Annotated in this window: 18 protein-coding genes; 3 read left to right on the plus strand and 15 right to left on the minus strand. The window is 50.5% G+C overall.

Annotated features, from left to right (window positions below; translation table 11 throughout):
* Positions 1-185: 185 nt before the first annotated feature.
* The 14 genes from parE to ABWW03_RS01655 form a co-directional block, all read right to left on the minus strand.
* Complete coding sequence (gene parE / locus ABWW03_RS01590) at positions 186-2,069, minus strand: DNA topoisomerase IV subunit B (RefSeq protein WP_353405937.1); 1,884 nt, start codon at positions 2,067-2,069, stop codon at positions 186-188.
* Between the two features lie 41 nt (positions 2,070-2,110).
* Positions 2,111-2,707: a YqiA/YcfP family alpha/beta fold hydrolase gene (locus ABWW03_RS01595; protein ID WP_353405939.1), complete on the minus strand. Its 597-nt coding sequence runs from the start codon at positions 2,705-2,707 to the stop codon at positions 2,111-2,113.
* Between the two features lie 52 nt (positions 2,708-2,759).
* Positions 2,760-3,572 (minus strand): 3',5'-cyclic-AMP phosphodiesterase, encoded by an 813-nt coding sequence (gene cpdA, locus ABWW03_RS01600; protein WP_353405940.1) that lies wholly within the window; start codon positions 3,570-3,572, stop codon positions 2,760-2,762.
* 127 nt (positions 3,573-3,699) lie between these two features.
* Positions 3,700-4,155: a DUF1249 domain-containing protein gene (locus ABWW03_RS01605; protein ID WP_353405941.1), complete on the minus strand. Its 456-nt coding sequence runs from the start codon at positions 4,153-4,155 to the stop codon at positions 3,700-3,702.
* A 29-nt stretch (positions 4,156-4,184) separates the two neighbouring features.
* Complete coding sequence (locus tag ABWW03_RS01610; RefSeq protein ID WP_353405942.1) at positions 4,185-4,841, minus strand: NUDIX domain-containing protein; 657 nt, start codon at positions 4,839-4,841, stop codon at positions 4,185-4,187.
* A 16-nt stretch (positions 4,842-4,857) separates the two neighbouring features.
* Complete coding sequence (locus tag ABWW03_RS01615) at positions 4,858-6,939, minus strand: tetratricopeptide repeat protein (RefSeq protein ID WP_353405944.1); 2,082 nt, start codon at positions 6,937-6,939, stop codon at positions 4,858-4,860.
* A gap of 53 nt (positions 6,940-6,992) precedes the next feature.
* Positions 6,993-8,378 carry a hypothetical protein gene (locus tag ABWW03_RS01620; protein WP_353405945.1) on the minus strand — a complete coding sequence of 462 codons (1,386 nt, stop codon included), beginning with the start codon at positions 8,376-8,378 and terminating at the stop codon, positions 6,993-6,995.
* The gene (locus ABWW03_RS01625; protein ID WP_353405947.1) at positions 8,375-9,064 is read right to left on the minus strand and encodes a tetratricopeptide repeat protein; all 690 of its coding nucleotides are present in this window, start codon (positions 9,062-9,064) and stop codon (positions 8,375-8,377) included. Before ABWW03_RS01625 ends, ABWW03_RS01620 begins: the two co-directional genes overlap by 4 nt.
* Before the next feature lie 3 nt (positions 9,065-9,067).
* Complete coding sequence (locus ABWW03_RS01630; protein ID WP_353405948.1) at positions 9,068-9,982, minus strand: hypothetical protein; 915 nt, start codon at positions 9,980-9,982, stop codon at positions 9,068-9,070.
* The gene (locus tag ABWW03_RS01635) at positions 9,975-11,015 is read right to left on the minus strand and encodes a VWA domain-containing protein (protein ID WP_353405949.1); all 1,041 of its coding nucleotides are present in this window, start codon (positions 11,013-11,015) and stop codon (positions 9,975-9,977) included. Before ABWW03_RS01635 ends, ABWW03_RS01630 begins: the two co-directional genes overlap by 8 nt.
* Positions 11,002-11,652, minus strand: a complete 651-nt coding sequence (locus ABWW03_RS01640) for a DUF4381 family protein (RefSeq protein WP_353405950.1) — start codon at positions 11,650-11,652, stop codon at positions 11,002-11,004. The genes ABWW03_RS01635 and ABWW03_RS01640 overlap by 14 nt, the downstream gene beginning before the upstream one ends.
* Positions 11,649-12,599, minus strand: a complete 951-nt coding sequence (locus ABWW03_RS01645) for a DUF58 domain-containing protein (RefSeq protein WP_353405951.1) — start codon at positions 12,597-12,599, stop codon at positions 11,649-11,651. Before ABWW03_RS01645 ends, ABWW03_RS01640 begins: the two co-directional genes overlap by 4 nt.
* Entirely contained in the window at positions 12,599-13,564 is a 966-nt protein-coding gene (locus tag ABWW03_RS01650; RefSeq protein ID WP_353405952.1) for an AAA family ATPase, read from the minus strand. The genes ABWW03_RS01645 and ABWW03_RS01650 overlap by 1 nt, the downstream gene beginning before the upstream one ends.
* Before the next feature lie 139 nt (positions 13,565-13,703).
* Positions 13,704-15,245, minus strand: a complete 1,542-nt coding sequence (locus ABWW03_RS01655; protein WP_353405953.1) for an arylsulfatase — start codon at positions 15,243-15,245, stop codon at positions 13,704-13,706.
* A gap of 180 nt (positions 15,246-15,425) precedes the next feature.
* On the opposite strand from ABWW03_RS01655, the gene ABWW03_RS01660 reads away from it, so the two are divergent.
* A complete protein-coding gene (locus ABWW03_RS01660; protein ID WP_353405955.1) occupies positions 15,426-16,367 on the plus strand; it encodes a LysR family transcriptional regulator in 942 nt (313 codons plus the stop codon).
* 60 nt (positions 16,368-16,427) lie between these two features.
* Here ABWW03_RS01660 and ABWW03_RS01665 read toward each other — a convergent pair whose 3' ends face one another.
* Positions 16,428-16,808 carry an MAPEG family protein gene (locus ABWW03_RS01665; protein ID WP_353405957.1) on the minus strand — a complete coding sequence of 127 codons (381 nt, stop codon included), beginning with the start codon at positions 16,806-16,808 and terminating at the stop codon, positions 16,428-16,430.
* Positions 16,809-16,978: 170 nt separating this feature from the next.
* On the opposite strand from ABWW03_RS01665, the gene ABWW03_RS01670 reads away from it, so the two are divergent.
* Both ABWW03_RS01670 and ABWW03_RS01675 read left to right on the plus strand, forming a co-directional pair.
* Positions 16,979-18,013, plus strand: coding sequence for an AraC family transcriptional regulator (locus ABWW03_RS01670; RefSeq protein ID WP_353405959.1), 1,035 nt, complete (start codon positions 16,979-16,981; stop codon positions 18,011-18,013).
* A 177-nt stretch (positions 18,014-18,190) separates the two neighbouring features.
* Positions 18,191-19,585 (plus strand): TolC family outer membrane protein, encoded by a 1,395-nt coding sequence (locus ABWW03_RS01675; protein ID WP_353405961.1) that lies wholly within the window; start codon positions 18,191-18,193, stop codon positions 19,583-19,585.
* Positions 19,586-19,621 lie beyond the last annotated feature (36 nt).

Below are 19,621 nucleotides of genomic sequence, written 5' to 3' on the forward strand. Positions count from 1 at the left end.
CGTGCTTTTATTGTTAAACGTTGAAAGATTTTAAGAATAGCTAACGAATTGCATACACCAGCGTTAGCGTAGATATCTCAACGACGGCACATGAAATATTAAAGCCACTTCAAAGCCATCATCGAAAACCTCGAAAAAGTTGAAACAGCCCGGCCTTCAATTTGGCAAGCGAGCTGCATTCAAGACTACACGTCCGCCAAGTTGCCCTTCTGTTCCAGCCAAACTTTACGGTCACCTGCACGCTTTTTCGCCAACAACATATCCATAACTTGATTAGTGTCATCACCGGGCTCTAGAATCAACTGAACAAGACGACGAGTATCGACGGCCATGGTGGTTTCACGCAGCTGCATGGGGTTCATTTCCCCCAGACCTTTAAAGCGCTGAACGCCGACTTTACCTTTTTTCTTTTCGGCTTTGATGCGTTCAAGAATCCCTGCTTTTTCAGCCTCATCCAATGCGTAGTAAACGTCTTTGCCCACATCGATACGATACAGGGGGGGCATAGCTACATACACATGCCCTGCCGCAACCATTGGGCGAAAATGACGTAAAAACAAAGCGCATAACAACGTTGCAATGTGCAAGCCATCGGAATCCGCATCGGCCAGAATGCACACTTTGTGATAACGCAATTTGGACAAATCATCGCTGCCTGGATCAATGCCCAGAGCAACCGAGATATCGTGCACTTCCTGAGACGCCAAAATTTCACCGCTATCGACTTCCCAGGTATTCAGAATTTTTCCGCGCAGCGGCATGATCGCTTGAAACTCTCGATCACGAGCTTGTTTTGCCGAACCGCCCGCTGAGTCACCTTCCACCAGAAACAGCTCACCGCGCTCTGGCTCTCCGCTGGAGCAATCGGCTAACTTGCCGGGCAACGCAGGCCCCTGAGTCACTTTTTTACGAGCAACTTTTTTCGAGGAACGAACACGCTTTTGCGCATTACTGATACAGAACTCAGCGAGCTTATCGCCTTCTTCGGTATGCTGATTCAACCACAATCCAAATGCATCTTTTGCTACACCGGAGACAAAGGCGGCCGCTTCACGGGAAGATAAACGCTCTTTGGTTTGTCCCGAAAATTGCGGGTCGGCCATTTTTGCACTCAAGACAAAACAGCAGTTGTTCCAGATATCATCGGGCGCCAGTTTTACACCGCGCGGTAAAAGATTTCGAAACTCACAATATTCGCGCACCGCATCCAGCAAACCCGATCGCAGACCATTGACATGGGTGCCACCTTGGGCTGTCGGAATCAGGTTCACATAGCTTTCCTGTGTCACTTCGCCACCTTCAGGCAACCACTGCACAGCCCAATCAACGGCATCGGTGTCGCCACTGAAACTGCCTACGAAAGGGTCGGAAGGTAATACTTCCCAACCTTGAGTGGCCGCCTTAAGGTAGTCGCGCAGACCATCCTCATAATGCCATTCGTCTTTTTCGCCGGTCTGCTCGTTTTTGAACACAACCTTTAGGCCGGGACACAACACGGCCTTGGCACGCAAAACATGGCGCATGCGTGAAATGGAAAATTTGTTCGAATCAAAGTATTGCGGGTCAGGTAAAAACTTAACGGCCGTACCCGTGTTGCGTTTGCCGCAACTGTCGATTACCGCAAGATCACTGTGCTTATCACCGTCGCGAAATTCCATTTGATGAACTTCGCCGCCGCGGCGAATAGTGACCAGCAACTGCTTGGAGAGCGCATTAACAACACTCACCCCCACACCGTGCAAACCACCAGAAAACTGATAATTGTCGTTGCTGAACTTGCCCCCGGCATGAAGCGTCGACAGAATAACCTCAACCCCTGGGCGCCCTTGTTCCGGGTGGATATCCACCGGCATGCCACGACCATCATCAATCACCGTCATGGAATGATCTTTGTGCAGCACAACCTCTATCTGACTCGCGTGACCAGCCAATGCTTCATCCACGGAGTTATCAATAATCTCTTGCGCCAGGTGGTTAGGGCGAGTGGTTTCGGTGTACATCCCCGGACGTTTTTTTACGGGGTCTAAGCCGGTTAAGACTTCAATATCTTCGGCATTATAATTTGCCATAAATACAGGATCCTTATTGCGTCTGTATTATCATCAAGGCACTAGGCCTTCTGATAGTGCTGGGCGAGAAACGCGATGCCCGGCTCAATAAATCGTTCAAACCCCTGAAAAGCATGGTCGCCGCCCTCTTCAATGGTCAACCGGGCTTTCTGATAGAGGGCCTCGGCCTGACGGTAATCCAGGGTTTCGTCTTCAGTTTGCAACAGCACCCAGTAGTTCCCCGGACGCGTAATGCTTTCTGGAAGCAAGGTTTTAAGGTGGCCAATATGCCTGGCCTCCAACTGATAAACATCGTCGGTATGGTAGTTTTTCAGTGATTTGCCTATGTACTCCGGCATTAACATAGAGGGCCTGACAGCGGGGTTAATCAGCAGGGCTGGCAGGTCGTATCGTTCGCCCAAATAGGTGCTCCAAAAGCCCCCCATCGAGCTGCCCATCACGTATAGGTCTTGCCCGCGTGCTTGGATATCGGCAACCAGAGCATCGAGCTCGGCCTGCACCTGATCGGGATAGACCGTCAGAAACGGACAATGGTATTCAATATCCGGGCGATGCGTCTGCAGCCAGTCTTTTACCTGAAGGGCTTTAAAGGAGTTGGGTGAGCTGAGAAAACCGTGGATGTAAAGCAGAGCGGGCATTCGTATATCCTAAAGCACAGCCGCCTTGTGCTGCTGTTCCGAAGCTAGGATATTAATAGCCATTGGAGCTGTAGTCTATGGGGTAATTCCGCTCATTAATGCGTTCAACACGAGTCCCCAACTGGCCATCAGCCGTTAATTCAAACCAGCGATAACCGGGCATTTTTCGATCAAGGGCAAAATCCGAGGAATTCGGTTTGAATTGAATGCAGGTTGATGGGCTTGCCATATACCTCACATCACCCAGAACACTTTCAAACGCCTGGTGAATATGCCCCCACAACACCACTTGGACATTTCCGGCTTCAGCCACCAATGCCTTAAAACGATCTGCAGAGGCCACCTGATATTGATCAATCCAATCACAGCCAACGGCTACGGGTTGGTGGTGCATGCAGACAATGATGTGCTTCTCTTTATGAGCTGCCAGGGTTTGCTGTAAGAAATTGAGCTCCGCCTCACTGAGGTTTCCGTGTTCACAGTTCGGAATAGTAGAGTCTAATAACACAATTAACCAATCACCCAACTCCACCAATCTGGGCAAAGCCGCTTCGGGAAAAGCTGAAGCCATGATGTCTTTGGTGTCGTGATTCCCCGGCACACATACATAAGGAATGTTTGGGAACGCTTTTTCCACATGATAACTGAAGCGCTGATAGGCTTCGTGAGAAGCGTGACCAGCAATGTCGCCCGTCACCAGGATCAAATCGGGGCTTTCTTCACGGACAAGGGCGTGCTCCAGCACGTCAACAAAGCTGGCCTCTACATTCAAGCCCAACAATGTTTCTCCGGATTCCGCACCTAAGTGGCAATCTGTTATATGCAGAATGCGTGTCGGACGCTCTGCATTAATGGGTAGAATCACCGCATTACCTTTATATTACACCCGCGTTTCAGGCGTTTTATTTGGGGCAAATTTAGCACCTACGACTGAACCCTAACTTAATAATTCTCAATTACCTTTAATATGGCACGAGAGTTTTAATTTTACTTTATATCCCTTCACCCAGTTTAGTGAAGTTTGGATATTCCAAACTGTGACCCTGTGCAATACAGAGACTTAACCAGTCTGAAAGAAATTGATTTAACTGAGCTTTTTCATCCATCTGATGCATATCTTTATTCGGATAGGGATAACGACCTAAAAATTGTCGGTATTGTGCCCAATTCACCACTTCCGCCATTTCGGCATCATGATAAATTCGAACCCCCAGCGATAAATCCCGCAACCACTTACTAATGTTGCCTTGCTGTTCCACCGCAATCGTTGTGGTGTATGGCGCCCGATCCAAAATGCGAATGGTAATAGTGTGCACCCCATTGGGGCTAGCACTGTAGTCCCAACTGTCCCGAGTCTCTCGACCAGGCATCAGCCGAAGCAGTTTCGCGTAGTTCATACCACACACTGCCTGTAAGCCTTTCAGATCTACTTTATAACGGGACTTCATAAAAATACGTTCAACTTATGGTTGCGAATTCATGCCGGTTCAGCGGCTTCTTTTTGAAGTCGCTCACGATGCAATTGCAGCCATTGTAAACCAATCAAAGTCGCCGCGTTATTCATCCTTCCGTTAAGCATAGCAGCAAACACCTCATGCGCTGGAAAAACCAGTAATCGAATATCTTCATGCTCCTCGTCCAGGCCATGAATACCTTGATCAGCCCCACTCAAATCACAAAGTAAGGCGTAGAGGAAAACCTCTTCATCGGTTCCACCCGGGCTGGATAAATAACGACAAATAAATTCCATATGGTGGGCATCGAGCCCCGCCTCTTCCTGAAGCTCGCGAGCCATAACCTGCTCCGGCGCCTCACCGTCCTTATCCATCATTCCAGCGACAACTTCCAAACACCAGGGACCGCAGGGGCTGTCATGTGCACCGATTCGAAACTGCTCTATCAACGCGATCTCGTCTCGCCAGGGGTCGTAAATGATGCCAGCCACAGCATTGCCTCGACGGAAGATTTCGCGTTGAAATGTCTCTGTCCATTCGCCTGAAAACAAACGATGACGGAGTGCCCAGCGCTCCATTTGAAAGAAACCCTTATAAGCCGATTCCTGACTCTTGACATCGACGTCTCCAACCTCAAACTGACTGTCTCGTAACAACGCCTTATCCGAATCCGATGTCATGAAGTTCCCATCCTTACTATCGATTTAACTGCTCAAGCTGACGTAAAAATTGTTGACCCTGAGCATCCAACAAAAACTGTTTGGCCATCGAACGCATTTGCAGCAACGCCTCTCGGCTCCGATTGCTTGAGTGCAGAGCCACCGCATAGACATACCCATAGCGCCTATTACTCGGCTCAAGCTTGGCGGCTTCTTTCAGAGCTTGCAAGGCTGACTCATAATCTTTGTGACGCACTAAAGCCAACCCTAAAGCGTGCTGCGCGGCAGCCGACTGAGGTAATGCTCGACTTATTTTTCGCAATAACCTTAAAGACTCTTGGGTTTTTCCTCGCTGGCGCAAAACATCCGCTAAGTTCAAATGCGCCCCTAAATGCATAGGTTCCATAGTGATAGCTTTGCGATAGCGCGCTTCCGCCAAATCGAGTTGAGCAAAGGCCAAATGATACAAACCCAAATTCAATTGTCCGGCCGCTGTATCCTGATGAAACAGCAAGCTTTGCCAATAGTCCTGCCATAGACCTTTCAAAGCCCGGCTTTGTTCACTATCCAATGTCGATAAATCAGCACCTAAGGTTTGTCGGGCAATGGCCAGGCGAACCGCCATTACCGGCTCATCCAAACTGGCCAATAATTCCTGAACTCGTTGCGGCAACGGCAAAACAGCAAGGAAGTTCACCGCCGCTTCTCGCAACATCGGTTCTGCATGGTGTAAGCGAGATTGCGCCACCAACAAGGACTGATGGCTTGGCGCCTGCGCCAGTCGTTCGAGAATCGTGGCAGCAACTACCGGAGGCTCCTGACTCACACGAGACAATAATTTTCCAGGCTCCGTTTCAGCCAGAGCGGTTTTTTTCGGCAGAGGTTTGCCAGCGTCACGTAACCAGTTTTTAAAATGCTTGCTTGCCCATTCATTGCTGCGATCCTGATGACATTGCACACAGGCATTTGGGCTGCCTGATTCATCACTTAAATCCGGGCGGGGAATTCGTAAACTGTGATCCCGGCGAGGATCAACCACCATATAGTTGGTTTCCGGCATATGACAATTCACACATTGCGCACCGCGACTATCTACCGGATGATGGTGGTGTTTTGGCTGATCATAAACTGCTGGAACATGGCACTGACTGCATACCGCATTGCCTGGCGCCTTCAATGCCAAACTGTGAGGCTCATGACAGTTGCTGCATTCCACCCCGTGTTGATACATTTTGCTTTGCATAAATGAGCCCAACACAAAAACCTCATCTTGTATCTGACCATCCCGATGGTACAGAGGCTCCATCAAACTCTGAAGCGCATGTTGTGCCTGGAAAGTCTCGCCGGCATCATGCGGGCGTTTTTCACCCAGCAGGCGCCGGCGCGAATGACAACTGCCACACACGCTGATCTGATTGCTTTGCTCACCCTGAACTCTCGGCCCTTGCTCACGCTTTGCAATGAACTCACCCGCTTTTAGTACCCAACGTCCATTGGCATGCAGACGGCTGATTTTTTTATCCGCACCATTAGCGCCCGCTTTAGCCCATTTTAAATGAGCGCCACCAGGACCATGGCAGGCCTCACAGGCGACATTCACTTCAGACCATTGGGTCTGATAACTGTGAGTCTCGGGCTGGTAATTTCGCTGTAGATTGGTGGAATGGCACTCAGCACAACGGCTGTTCCAATTGAAATAAGCACCGGTCCAATGCAACGGATCGTCTGCACCGATCTTTTCATTCGGGTAGAGATGAAACCAGCGTTGGCCACCTTCCGTTGCGGGCCGCGAGTCCCAAGCGATGGTCAGGGCCTGCAAATGCCCCTTGGGCATTTGCAATAAATACTGTTGTAGCGGGTAGAAACCAAACGTGTATGCGACGTTAAAACTTTGTAACTTTCCCTGAGCATTTTGCGTATCGACAAAGTAATCTTCGCCTTTCCGATAGAAACGGCTTTTATCTCCAAAATGCTCAAAAGTTATATCTGAAAAGTCTCCGAGCACGAATGGCGCCCGTGCTGGCCTCATGGCCCAATCGTGATGGGATCCCTGCCACTGTTGATACTCCACTTCATGGCAGGTTTTGCATTGCTCGCTGCCCAACCATTGCGCTTGCACAGAGGCCCCCCAAAGCAGACACAACATAAAGGTCCATAAGCGCAATGAACGGCCTAAGATTTTGGTGAAGGGTTGAGAGGGGGCAAACATGGGCTCGTATCAGCAACTGTGGTTTTTTTGCTCCCCTTTAATTGTCGGCGGAGCGCTTGCAATTCATTGAGTAACTGTCCCTGTTCAATGGCGTCTAATGTCATCATTCTAACAGCACTGCCATCTCGACTATAGAGCGTAGACAAATATTTTGGTAGCGCGGTGTAACGGCTTGTAACCAAAACCCTCACGCGAGTTGGGTTCACATTCCAAAACCGAGCCCATTGCGACAAGTGGCGATTAAAGGCCTGCCTATCTTGCTGTCGAAGTGATGCGCAGAGCGCTCGCCAAGCATCAGACTCCCCGCTGTATTTTGAACGCTTCAAGAGAGGCTTCTGAGCAAGGAATGCGAACCCGTTTCTTCGGCGATACGTCTTTAAGAACCACATCAACAAGAACAACGCCAAGCCTCCTCCCGCAACACCCCACGCTGTACGTCGCCATTGAAAGGGGGCAGAAAGATCCACCGATTGCGCCGGCAGGGTTAACCGCTGTTGCGCTTCTTCAGACAGATTCCAATAACTCAATACCATTGCAGGTATGACAAATTGCCCACCTTCATTAAACTCATAACGCCAGATCTCCTCGCGTACCGCCAGGAACTCACCCCGATTGTCTTGATCGCCCAGCTGAGAAACTTGTCGATAAAGCTTACCACCGGCAAACGTCTGCTGACTGAATTGCACGCCCGTAACGGACTCATCGCCCTGCTCACTTTCAATCTGCAACTGTCTGAAGTCGGGCAACAATATTGACGTAGTCCGGCCTGCTTTGAGAGTGATTTTTCGCTCAATCACATCTCCTTGTTGCAAGGACCAGAGTTCGCCCAGCGGAAGGCGACTCGAGCGTTCACCTGCAATCAGCCGGTACTCTTCTTCCCACTCAACATTGGCAGCGATAAGACCTTCACGTTGTTGCGCCACCGTAAAGATCAGATCATTGCTTTGCACCCTCAAAGGTTGAGCCGTGCCACCCACTCGAGCCAGGCTCATAGACAGCTGGACGGGCGGAACATAAAACGCCCCGAGGCGCTGTGGATACACTCGATAAATCTGTTCTTGCACAATATAGTCATGGCCATCGACCGTTTCCTGGCCGTGTGTTGCAAATGACAGGGGACGAACAACCAATGCTCCCTCGACATCAATCTCGGGGTACCGGGGCGCTTTGCGCAACCAGGTTCCGGTATACAGCTTTACACTCAGCGGATATTCCTGACCCTGAACCCGTTCTTGTTCGCCGCCCGGCAGACTCAGGACAACATAAGCCTCAGGCGTATCCGCCGCCACAGAAAACGCACTTTGCAGAAGTATCAACACCAACAACTGGATTCGAGCGAGCGCGGTCATTGAGAACCCTCGCTGTCGTTTTTTTGTTGCTGCCATTGATAGGCAAATTTTCTCTGTAGAAAATCAACAGGCTTTCGATTTAACTGGCGCAGCCATAATTTTCGCAGAGAATGTTCACTGAGCTCTCCCATCGCCAGGGCATCGTCTACTGCCTGATCGCTATTCTGCTTGTCCAGGTCAAACGAAATATCGTCGGCAGCGAAATCACTCTTTGTATTCTGTTCTTTCTTACCCGCCTGGCAGGGTTTGTCTTTTAGCACTTCTGCAAGCTGTCGATTGTATTCAGCCTCTGGCCACTTCGGCTGAAGTGCCAGGGCCATGCGATAAGCAAGGATAGCCTCATCATAAGACTCTTGATGAGCCAGACTATTACCCAACGCGAAATAAGCTTCGGCATGATGCTCTCGGGAAAATCGCTTTGCTGCCGATGCAAAACCCTCACTGGCATAATACGCCTGTGCCGCCAGTGGCGAATCAGCAAGCAACTCGGCAGCCTTGACATAGTTTCCTTGCTTCCAGTACTGCGCGGCCTGTTGGTCCTCTGCCCACCATATACTGGCAATGCTTTTACCCGGCGACACATAGTAATAAAGATGAATCACCAGGAAACCCACCAGCAAAGAACTGATGCTGATATTGAAGCACATGCGAATACGCGTGATGGTTTGTCGATATTCCCAATACATACTCTATACCCAGCTCAACACCATGCCGCGACGAAACCACAGCAAGGCCAAAAGCAACAATGGCCACAACAGCACGTAACCGGCATCCTGCCAATTGTCTTCCTCCCCCTGGGACTGACGAGACTGTTGTCGCTTCAGCAACCAAGCAATGTGATCAACATCGTCCGACGTGTGATCCATTAGCAATTGCTGGAACCCCTGTTGACGATAAAACTCGTCCAACTCATGCGCTTTGGTTGACCAATGAATTTTAAGAATCCCCTGTCCCCAAAACTCTGAGGGAACCACATGACTCATCATTTCGTCATTCCCTATGACAATCACACTGCTCTGTGAGAAGTGTTCAGGGTCAATCTGTGCGTCAAGGGCCTGCAATGCCCGATCGGGACGAAATCCTTCTTCCGGCATGATGCCTGCACTCAAGTCTGACAGATACAAATGAATGGCTTGTTGATCCAAACTTAAAGGCAGCACTGTATGTGCACTGCCAGAAAATACCAGCAAGCTCATAGGCGTGGATTTATGCGCGGCCATCAGCCGTCTTATTTTTAATTTTGCTCGCAACAATTGCTCTTCACCATCGTCCTGCATGCTCGCATTCAATTGCAACACCAGAAAAATAGCTTGCTGCTTTTGCTGCAGTGGGTTCGCTTTCATTTTCCAGCTTGGCCCCGCGGCAGCCAACACTGCCAAGGTGCAGCTGATGAGCAATAACCGGGCAGGATTAAGCCAGGCCCGAGCAGGACTGCCGACCCCTAACAATTCGAGATATTCAACCTTAATCGCCCGCCCCCACAAACTGTCCTGCTGAGCCTGCCAACGAGCCAAACCATAGAGCAGTAATACAGGAGCAATAAACAACAATACCCATGGGCGCAAAAAGTGAAAGTCCTGCCAATACAGGGAGAGCTCAGGCATTACCCACCTCATGTGATGGCTCGCTCAGCGTGACCCTCTTTTGCCTTATGGCCTCAGCAGCAAGATAAAAATGCACGCTGTAAATCAATAATAATGACAGCAGCACCGGCCAAAAAAATAAATTTCTACTGGGTTGATAATAATGTACCGCAAAGCGACTGGGCTCGAGTCGATCCAACATTTTGGACACTTCAGCTAAAGCGATGCGGTCCTGAGCATGAAAATAACGCCCCCCGGTGATGTCCGCCAACGCTTTGAGTTGCTGTTCATCAACCGCCTGATCCGCCACTGCATCCAGCTTTCCCAACAGGACCGGGTATATTTTAATTCCCAAAGAAACCGCCAGGCGGGCGGCTTCTTTGGGTGGCACGCGACTGCCGGAATCGTTTCCATCACTCAACAGTAGCATGACTTTGTTGCGCGATCTGGAATTTTCCGAACGACTAAAGTCATCCTGTTGAAAATGCTTATAAGCAAAGCCAATGGCATCACCTAACATGGTTTTCGGGCCAGCCATACGCACACGGCTTTCTTCCAACAGCTGCACAAAGAGTGACTTGTCTTCGCTAAACGGCAACTGCAAATAAGGGGCATCGCCATAGACCATCAGACCAAAACGATCCCCATCCCTTGCTTGCACAAAATCAGCCAAGACTTGTTTAGCACCACGCAACCGAGACACTGGAGCTTGCCCGGGTGGCGCAAAATCCTGCTCAGCCATAGAGCCGGACAAATCTACCGCGACCAATAAATCCCGAGCGGGCTCTCGAATTTCAAGCGGATCTGCCAGCCAAACCGGTTTTGCCAAAGCCAGCAGCAACAAACACCAAACACTTAATAGAAGAGCGGTCTGAATTTTCCGACGACGCTGAACCGCCTGAGTATTCAATAGCTCACCCTGTTGTTTAAGCAAAGCATTGAAAAAAGGGACCTTCAGGGAACGTCGTTCACTGCCATAGGCAGGCGCAAGTTTTCGAACCAGCCAGGGAATGGGAAGCAAACAAAACACCCAGAGGTTCTCAAACAACAACATGAGCATTCCCCGGATCGTGCCATTGCAGCCAATGCTCTAATCGGCATATCAACATAGCAATCTGCGCTGAATCGATACGATCGATATCGGCGTGATAACTCAATTTTTCCAGCAATACGCAGTCCTGTGTATCCAACAACAACTCATCCACTTGGGCACCAGATGGCAACAGGCGATTCATATAGTCTAATTGCTCATCGAGTGCGATCCCCGACAGAAAGGAACGTTCAGTGAACACCAGCAGGCTGCGCTTGATCAAATCTGGCAACTCACGCGCTGCCTCTACTTTTCCTTGAGTCACATCATTGGATATTTTCTTGAGTATTGAAAATGCTTCCCTGCGATAGGCATCCAGCCTTCGCTGCAAAACTCGCAGAACCCCAAACCTCATAACCAGCATTGCCGCTAATGAGACCAGTATCACAACACCCCACTGACTGGGCATGTACATGGCCCAACCTTCAGGTAATTTTGTCGCGATGGAATCCAGCTCGTAGAAATGCTCTAGCCAATCATTACCGAAACCTTGAAACCAATAATCCGGCTTGGCCGCCTCCGAGGGAGGAAGAACAACATCAACAAAGGGTGCTTCAATATCGTGTTCAACGTCACCGCCTTCAATCTCAGAGGCCTTCATAACAAGTCCTCACGGTGCCGCATGAAACCATCAAAGGCCAGGAGTTGAATATTCGGCTCATCCATTGCCAACTGTTGCAGAGGCTTCAAGCGTTGGTCAAAGGCTTCTTTTAACGCAGGCGCCAGATCGGGGGCCGAACTGTTCATCTCGGCATGATGAACACCATCGGAAATAGGCAGAAAGCCCAAGCTCGGAAATCGATATTCCAGCTCATCAAACACAAAGAGCAGACGAACGCTATTATGTCTCGCCAGTGCCGACAAGAGTTGCAAGCATTCGTTACGCAGTTCCGGATATTCCAAACCAGAAAAATCACCGATGAGGTAAACGTGGTGCCCTCGGTAGCGGGACTGCACCATTTCCTCCAAACATTGACAAAAGCTCTCAGCTTGCGGTTCGGCAGACACCTGGAGCTGCTGATTTTTCTCGAGCAACACGGCCAAACTATCAAACCAGTGATTTAAACGGCGGCTACTGGTGCCTCGATACACTCCAGATACCGACACGACCGAACAAGCGCAAGGATCACCTTGCTGAATGGCCCGCCATCCTATTTGTGCAGCCAAGCGCGCCGCCACAACAGCTTTGCTTTCACCTTGGGAACCAAACAGCATATCGATACGCTGGTCGACAACAATATCAAAACACTGTTCTTTTTCTTCCTGAAAATGGCGAACATACGGGCTTTGTTTTCGGCTACTTAATTTCCAATCCAGATGACGCACGTCGTCACCCGGCTGATAATGAGCAAGCTCTGAAAAATCCAGGCCGCTGCCCTTTTGAGGGCCACTCCTATGCCCCTGCAACGGCCCCAGCAACCCCTGTGACAGCAACGACAACAATGCCTCCGACAGCTCAGCCTGCTTAAGCAGCGTGTCCATATCCAGCTGTATGCCCGCGTCGACCAAGCGTGCAGCCTCTGGCGTGGAACGGCCCCAGGAAAACATCAGACGAGAACCTGCTCCAGCAACTCCTTACACACCTCAAGCGTCGTATAGGAATCGGCCTGCGCTCGGTAATTCAAATGAATGCGGTGAGCAAAAACCTCGGGCAAAACCGCGGCCACATCTTCTGGCAGAACATGATCTCGCCCAGCCATCCAGGCTTTCGCTCGAGAACACTTATCCAAAGCGATACTCGCTCGTGGGCTAACGCCCAATTGCAGGTAGTTGGCCAACTGGCTGTGAGGGTACAAGTCAGCATGGCGCGTCGCCACAACCAGATTGACGATGTATTGCTCTATGGCGGGTGCAATGTGCACACCCTGAAATGCTTTTCGTGCAGCAAGCAAACTTTCCTGACTCATCGTCTTACTAAGCGCAGGAATCGAACTCTCTTCAGCGCGAACCATGCGAATAATATTCAGCTCTTCATCCGCATTCGGGTAGCCGATACGAGTTTTTAATAAAAACCGATCCAGCTGAGCTTCCGGTAAGGGGTAGGTTCCTTCTTGCTCAATGGGGTTTTGGGTAGCCACAACTAAAAACACATCCGGCAGTGAGTAACTTTTTCCCGCAACGGTTACCTGGCGCTCTTCCATAGCTTCCAATAAAGCCGACTGCACCTTCGCCGGAGCACGATTGATTTCATCCGCCAACACCAAATTATTGAATATAGGGCCTTCCTGAAAACTTAAGCGCTGCCCCTCAGCTTCCTGATGTAAAACTTCCGCACCACTCACGTCGGCCGGCAACAAATCAGGCGTAAACTGAACGCGCCCCATGCTACCTTCAATACTCTGACCTAACAGTTTTACCAGACGAGTCTTGGCGGTACCGGGATAGCCTTCCAAAAGAATATGACCATTGCACAACAAAGCCAGCAACAAGGAATCCAATAAGGCTTCCTGGCCGACCAAATGCTCATGCAAACTGCTGCGTAAATCAGAAAATTCCTGATGCAAAGCATCCATGATAAAACCTGTTATTTATTATTGCATTGGCCTTTACAGCATAACAAAAAACCCAGCGCGAGGCTGGGCAATTGCACAACAGTGCCAAACAAAGGCGTTCGATTAAACGGCGCTGTGATCAACAGAGCGCCATTTGCATTTATTTGTATTGCACGTTGTCCCAGATTTTGGCGTCTTCTACGATGGTATCAATCGTGAACGTATCGGGTTTTTGACGAGGCGGAAACTTTTTAAAGGAGCGCAAAAACGGCACCAATACCGTAGCAGCCATCGCAGACTGAGGCCCAAGCTTACGCGCCCACCATTCATTATAAGCATTGGAATGTTCGTCAGCTCGCTCGTAAGGGTCGCGACGCAGATTAAACAGTTTGGGAATGCGTAAAAACTCGAACTGATCACGCCAGACATCAAATCGTTTTGCACGCTGTTCCGCATAAACAACCTTCCAATCCTCACGGCGCAACCCCACAATATCCGAAGTGTCTGACAGATAAATAAAGTGATTACGTGGCGATTTTTCCGCATTCCCGGTCAGGTATGGCAAAAGATTATAGCCGTCGAGATGAACGTTATAATTACGCCCATTCACGGTTTTCCCTTTCAGCAATTGTTTACCGATATCCCCTTCGCCAACCGTAGCCATCAACGTCGGAAACCAATCGAGGTGGGACACAATTTCATTGGACACTCCGGGCTTGATCTTGCCCGGCCAGCGAACCATAGCTGGCACACGGTAAGCGCCCTCCCAGTTGGTATTCTTCTCGGAACGGAACGGCGTAATGCCCGCATCCGGCCATGTATTGTAGTGGACACCGTTGTCAGTGGAATACAATACGATGGTGTTATCCGCAATGCCCAACTGATCCAACTGATCCAACAGGCTACCCACTTTTTCATCGTGGGCGACCATGACGTCGTTATAGAAACCTTGACCTGATTTGCCCTTGGTTTCCGGCGCTGGGTGAGTATAGAAATGCATCCCTGTGGTGTTGACCCAGACGAAGAACGGCTTTTTCGCTTTATGCGCTTTGTCCACAAAACCCTTCGCCGCATCGACAAACTCCTGATCAACCGTTTCCATGCGCTTGCGTGTTAACGGACCCGTGTCTTCAACACGGCCATCCGCAAAGGAGTGGACCACACCACGTGGTCCAAAACGCTTACGGAAACCGGGCGCCTTGGGGTAATCCGGATCTTCCGGATCTTCTTCGGCATTCAGGTGATACAGGTTACCGAAGAATTCATCGAAGCCGTGATTCGTTGGCAAAAATTCATCACGATCACCCAGATGGTTTTTACCGAACTGGGCTGTCATATAACCTTTGTCTTTCAGTAGCCAAGCCAAGGTAGGGTCTTCTTTGCGAATGCCCTTATCGGCACCGGGCACCCCAACTTTGGATAAACCGGTACGCATCGGGCTCTGGCCAGTAATAAAGGCGGAACGCCCTGCGGTACAACTTTGCTCACCGTAGTAGTCGGTGAACATGATGCCTTCGCGAGCAATACGGTCAATATTCGGGGTCTGATACCCCATCAAGCCATGGCTGTAGGCACTAATGTTGGTGATTCCAATATCATCCCCCCAAATCACCAGAATATTGGGGCGGTCTTGAGCGACAGCCGTCCAGCTGGCACCCAGGGCGAGCATTCCAGCCATCCCTCTCAGTATGGACTTAAGCATTGTCTTTATGCCTCTTTTATCGTTATCGTTCAGATAATCAGCAACTGTGGAGGAGCACAGTAACGTGCCCATCCATGCAGATGCGCTTTATGCACTCTAAACAAATGCAAGACATAATTGAAATCGATTTTTTCCTGGCATATCATAACCAAAAGGAATGCCTATTCAGGACTAACCGCCATGAGACCGGATCTGAACCTACTCACCGCCCTACGTGTTCTGCTGGAAGAGCGGAATGTCACCCACGCCGCCAAGCGACTGCATGTGTCACAACCCGCCATGAGCAAAACACTGCAGAAGCTGCGCGAGGAACTGGATGATCCATTATTCACTCGCTCATCTCATGGTTTGATTCCCACCCCCCGAGCCAAACAATTAGAGCAACGCTTGCCGGAACTGCTGGATCAAATCAACAATCTGGTGCATCCAACGGATTTTGCACCCGCCTCTTATTGCGGTCGTTTTAATATCGCTGGCCCGGGCGTCATTCTGGAGCAACTTATTCCGGATCTGAGCATTACTCTGCAGGAACAAGCCCCACAAACCAGTTTGACCGTTTCCGAAGTGACGACGGATTTCACTGAACAACTGGGCTCAGGCCAGTTGGACTTTGTGATTCACATCAATCGCTCCATGCCGGAAGACCTGATCAAAACCAGCGTAGGTTTTGGTGAAGTGGTGTGCGCGATGAGAGCCGAGCACCCCCTGGCCGAGAAAGAACAAATCACCCTGGAGGATTACCTTCATTTTCCTCATGTGCGACTCTACGTGGCACAGATCACCCACGCCAACATCGGTGTGGTGGACGAAATTTTGAATCAGAGTGGGCGGCAACGCCGAATCATCCTGGAAACCCCATCACTGTCTGCGGCCTTGAATGTTATCCGTAAATCCGATTGCCTGATGGTGATCGCTGACAATCCAGTGGAGCTTCAGGACCCAGCATTCATCTGCAAAACCATGCCCCTCGAGCTCGGCTACCCAACACTGGAAACCGTCATCATTCAGCACCGCCGAAGCATGAACAGCCAACCGCACCTCTGGTTGCGCGGGGTGATGTCAGACTTGATGTCTCGCTTTGTTAGAGAGGAACGCCTGTTTCGCTCCACCGCACTGTTGTAAATTCACAAACAGGCAATCGATCGTTAAACGGGGTAGCGCAGCCCACTACCCCGATTGTGCTTACAGAGACAGCCCAACCAAGGCGATACAGAAACCGTAACCGGCAATCCAGACAACGCTGCGCAAGGTTGCCCAGTCGGCGAGGTAGCACAGCTGATACAGCACGCGTGCAAGCACAAAGCCACCCGCACAAAGATGCAACTGACTCGCTGGTAACTCCAAAAACGCGGCCGTTAGCAGGGCCAAGCCGAAGATCGGTATCGCCTCAAGGGTGTTGTGGTGTGCCGCAAGTGCACGCTTTCCCCAACCCGCCAGTTCCCGTTGTTGATCCCGCGGAGAGGCGTTGTCATAACCCAACTTGGCCATAGCAATGGCGACTGGAGCTTTACTCAACACCAGCAACAAAAGATTGAACAACATATAGAGAGCAAGTGCGTTCATAGCGAATCCTTATGATGTGCGCACCGTCATGATCGGTGCACTGTTTATTGTTGTATCGAGAATGTATCGAGCTTCCGCATCTTAGCCCCATGTGCAGAGAATTCGCCTTTGCGTATTGACTTTTAGCGCCAGAAAAACACAATTGAATTTTTCACCACAGCGGCTTGGCCATGTCAGTCCCCCTGATCAACAGCGAGTATCTAGACGGCTTCAGCGAATATGTTAGCGAGCTGGGCGGCGACCCCGTTGCTTTATATAAGGAAGCCGGGCTGGATCTACCTGAAAACAACAAGACTCTGCACTTGCAAAGCGGGACACTCAACCCATTCGATCGCCATGTGCGCTTGTTGGATTTGGCCCGGGAGCGCTTGAAGAGCCCAAGCTTCTGCCTTGAACTGGCAAGCCGCCAGGCAGTTGGCGTGTATGGCCCGATCGGTATTATGGCCACTGAAAGTGACAGCATCGGCGTCGCCCTGCAGATGCTCGCTGACCATTTGCAGTTCAATGTACAGATGATTCGCCTTGAATTACGTCAGCAAGGTGAAATTGCGCAGTTTATTGTCCATTGTGAATACGAAGCCATCGCCAAAAGTCAGGCCCTGCAAGATCACGCTCTGGCCCTGATCTACAACCTGCTGCAAATTTTATATGGCGAACCGCTGCGATTGCGCGCGGCTTATTTGCAACATGACGGCTGCGACCACGCCAGCATTTACAGCCGGTTTTTCAAATGCCCAGTGGGCTTTAATCACGATTTTGTTGGCTTGTCCTTTGAACCCAGCCAGCTTGAGCAACCCATTGCCCAATCGGCTCGGGCCCTGCCTCAGCTGCTGCGTCAGTACCTGGAACGACGTCACAAAGACAGCCTGATTGAGCAAGTTCAGCACGTTATCTGCATTATGTTGCCGAGCTGCCAGTGCAAACTGGAAAGCGTGGCCCACGCCATCGGCTACAGCAAGCGCACGCTGCAAAGACGCCTTCAGGAAGAAAACACCAATTTTCAGGACATGATTGATGGCGTGCGCCACCAACTCAGCCTCGATTATCTGTCAGAACCCCATTATCGCCTGACCGATGTGGCCGCCGTATTGGGTTACTCCGAACTGAGTGCTTTTACGCGCAGTTTTAAACGCTGGCAGGGGATCAGTCCACAGCAATGGCGAGCTCAACAACGCAAGCTCCCGCAAAACGAACACCTCGATTAACAATTATTTACGGCACGTTTGCTATCCTTTAAGGCGTCTTGGTCGACCACTTGCGGTGAACTGGCTAAAATTAGCGGCTAAATTTTGGAAGCTGCCTGCTATTTTTTGCCGCAGCATCGTCTAATATGCAAACTCGGTGCATCAGGCACTTTGCTTTATTATCAGGGAAAAATACCTATGTTAAGAAAAACCCTCATAGTCGCCATTAGCGGCCTCGTTGCTGCCAGCGCCAGTTACGCTGACAGCCTGCAAGAAGTGTATCTGCAAGCACTGCAAAACGACCACCAGATTAAAGCAGATGAAGCCGCATTCCTGGCAGGCAAAGAAGCGGTTAATATCGGACGTGCAGGCCTGCTGCCGAATGTGTCAGCACGCGCGCAGTATTCCAACACCGAGCAGGATTCAGTTGGCGCCTTATTCACCGGAGGCCCAGCCTCTACGACTGAAATCGACCGCGAAAACGAAGCTTATACCGCCTCTCTGACGCAACCCCTGTTCGACATGGCCGCTTGGTACAACTTCCAACAAGGCAAAGCCCAATCCAAGCAAGCTGAATATCAATTTGCGTCTGCGCAGCAAACTCTGATTGTTCGTGTTGTTGAAGCCTACTTAAACGTTCTGCAAGCCTTGGATACCCTGAGCACGGCCAAAGCCGAACAAAAAGCATTGTCACATCAGCTGGAACAAACCAAGCAACGCTTTGAAGTGGGTCTGGCGGCCATCACCGATGTGCATGAAGCTCAAGCCGCGTACGATTCCGCCAACGCCAGCACCTTGCAAGCTCAGGGTAACGTCGGCATTCAGTTCGAAGCCCTGGAAGTTCTGACCGGAAAGAAAGCCGATGCGATTTCACCTCTGAAAGATGATTTCCCTGTCGTCAATCCAACTCCGGCTGCCCGTGCCGACTGGGTCGACTTCGCCCTGAAAAACAACTACGCACTGAAAGTTGCCAAAGCGAGCTCCGAGTCTTCCAAACAGGGAGCCAAAGCGGCCAAAGCTGGTCACTTGCCAACAGTAAACGGTCGAATTTCATATACCCACTATGATGACACCAACACTGACATTACAGCACAAGGCAACACCAGCGCTTCTGACAGCCGCACCGTCGATGGCACAACCTTCGCCGTAACTCTGGATGTTCCGATTTACTCAGGTGGCGGCACTTCTGCCCGTCGTCGACAGGCCTACCAGAATTGGATGCAAGCCCAGGAGCTGTACAACAAGTCCCTGCGCGACACCATTCAGCAAGCACGCTCCGCGCACTTGCAAGTCGTCACCGACGTTGCCCAGGTAAAAGCTCAGAAGCAGGCCCTGACCTCAAATATGAGCGCCCAGGAAGCCACTCAAGCTGGTTACGAAGTCGGTACTCGAAATATTGTTGATGTCTTGCAGGCTCAGCAGCGTTTGTATGCCGCCCAGCGTAACTACGATAACTCACGCTACGCCTACATTCTGAATAATCTGCGTTTAAAGCAAGCCGCCGGCACCTTGTCACCGGAAGACATTCAGTCTCTGGACCAGTGGATGAGCAACAGCCAATCCATTAATCGCGATGAGGTTGACGCTCTGTAAGAAGCCGCCAGCCAAACAAGAGGTCGCGGTACTGAT

It is taken from the genome of Pseudoteredinibacter isoporae (assembly GCF_040372805.1).
Classification (GTDB): domain Bacteria; phylum Pseudomonadota; class Gammaproteobacteria; order Pseudomonadales; family Cellvibrionaceae; genus Pseudoteredinibacter; species Pseudoteredinibacter isoporae_A.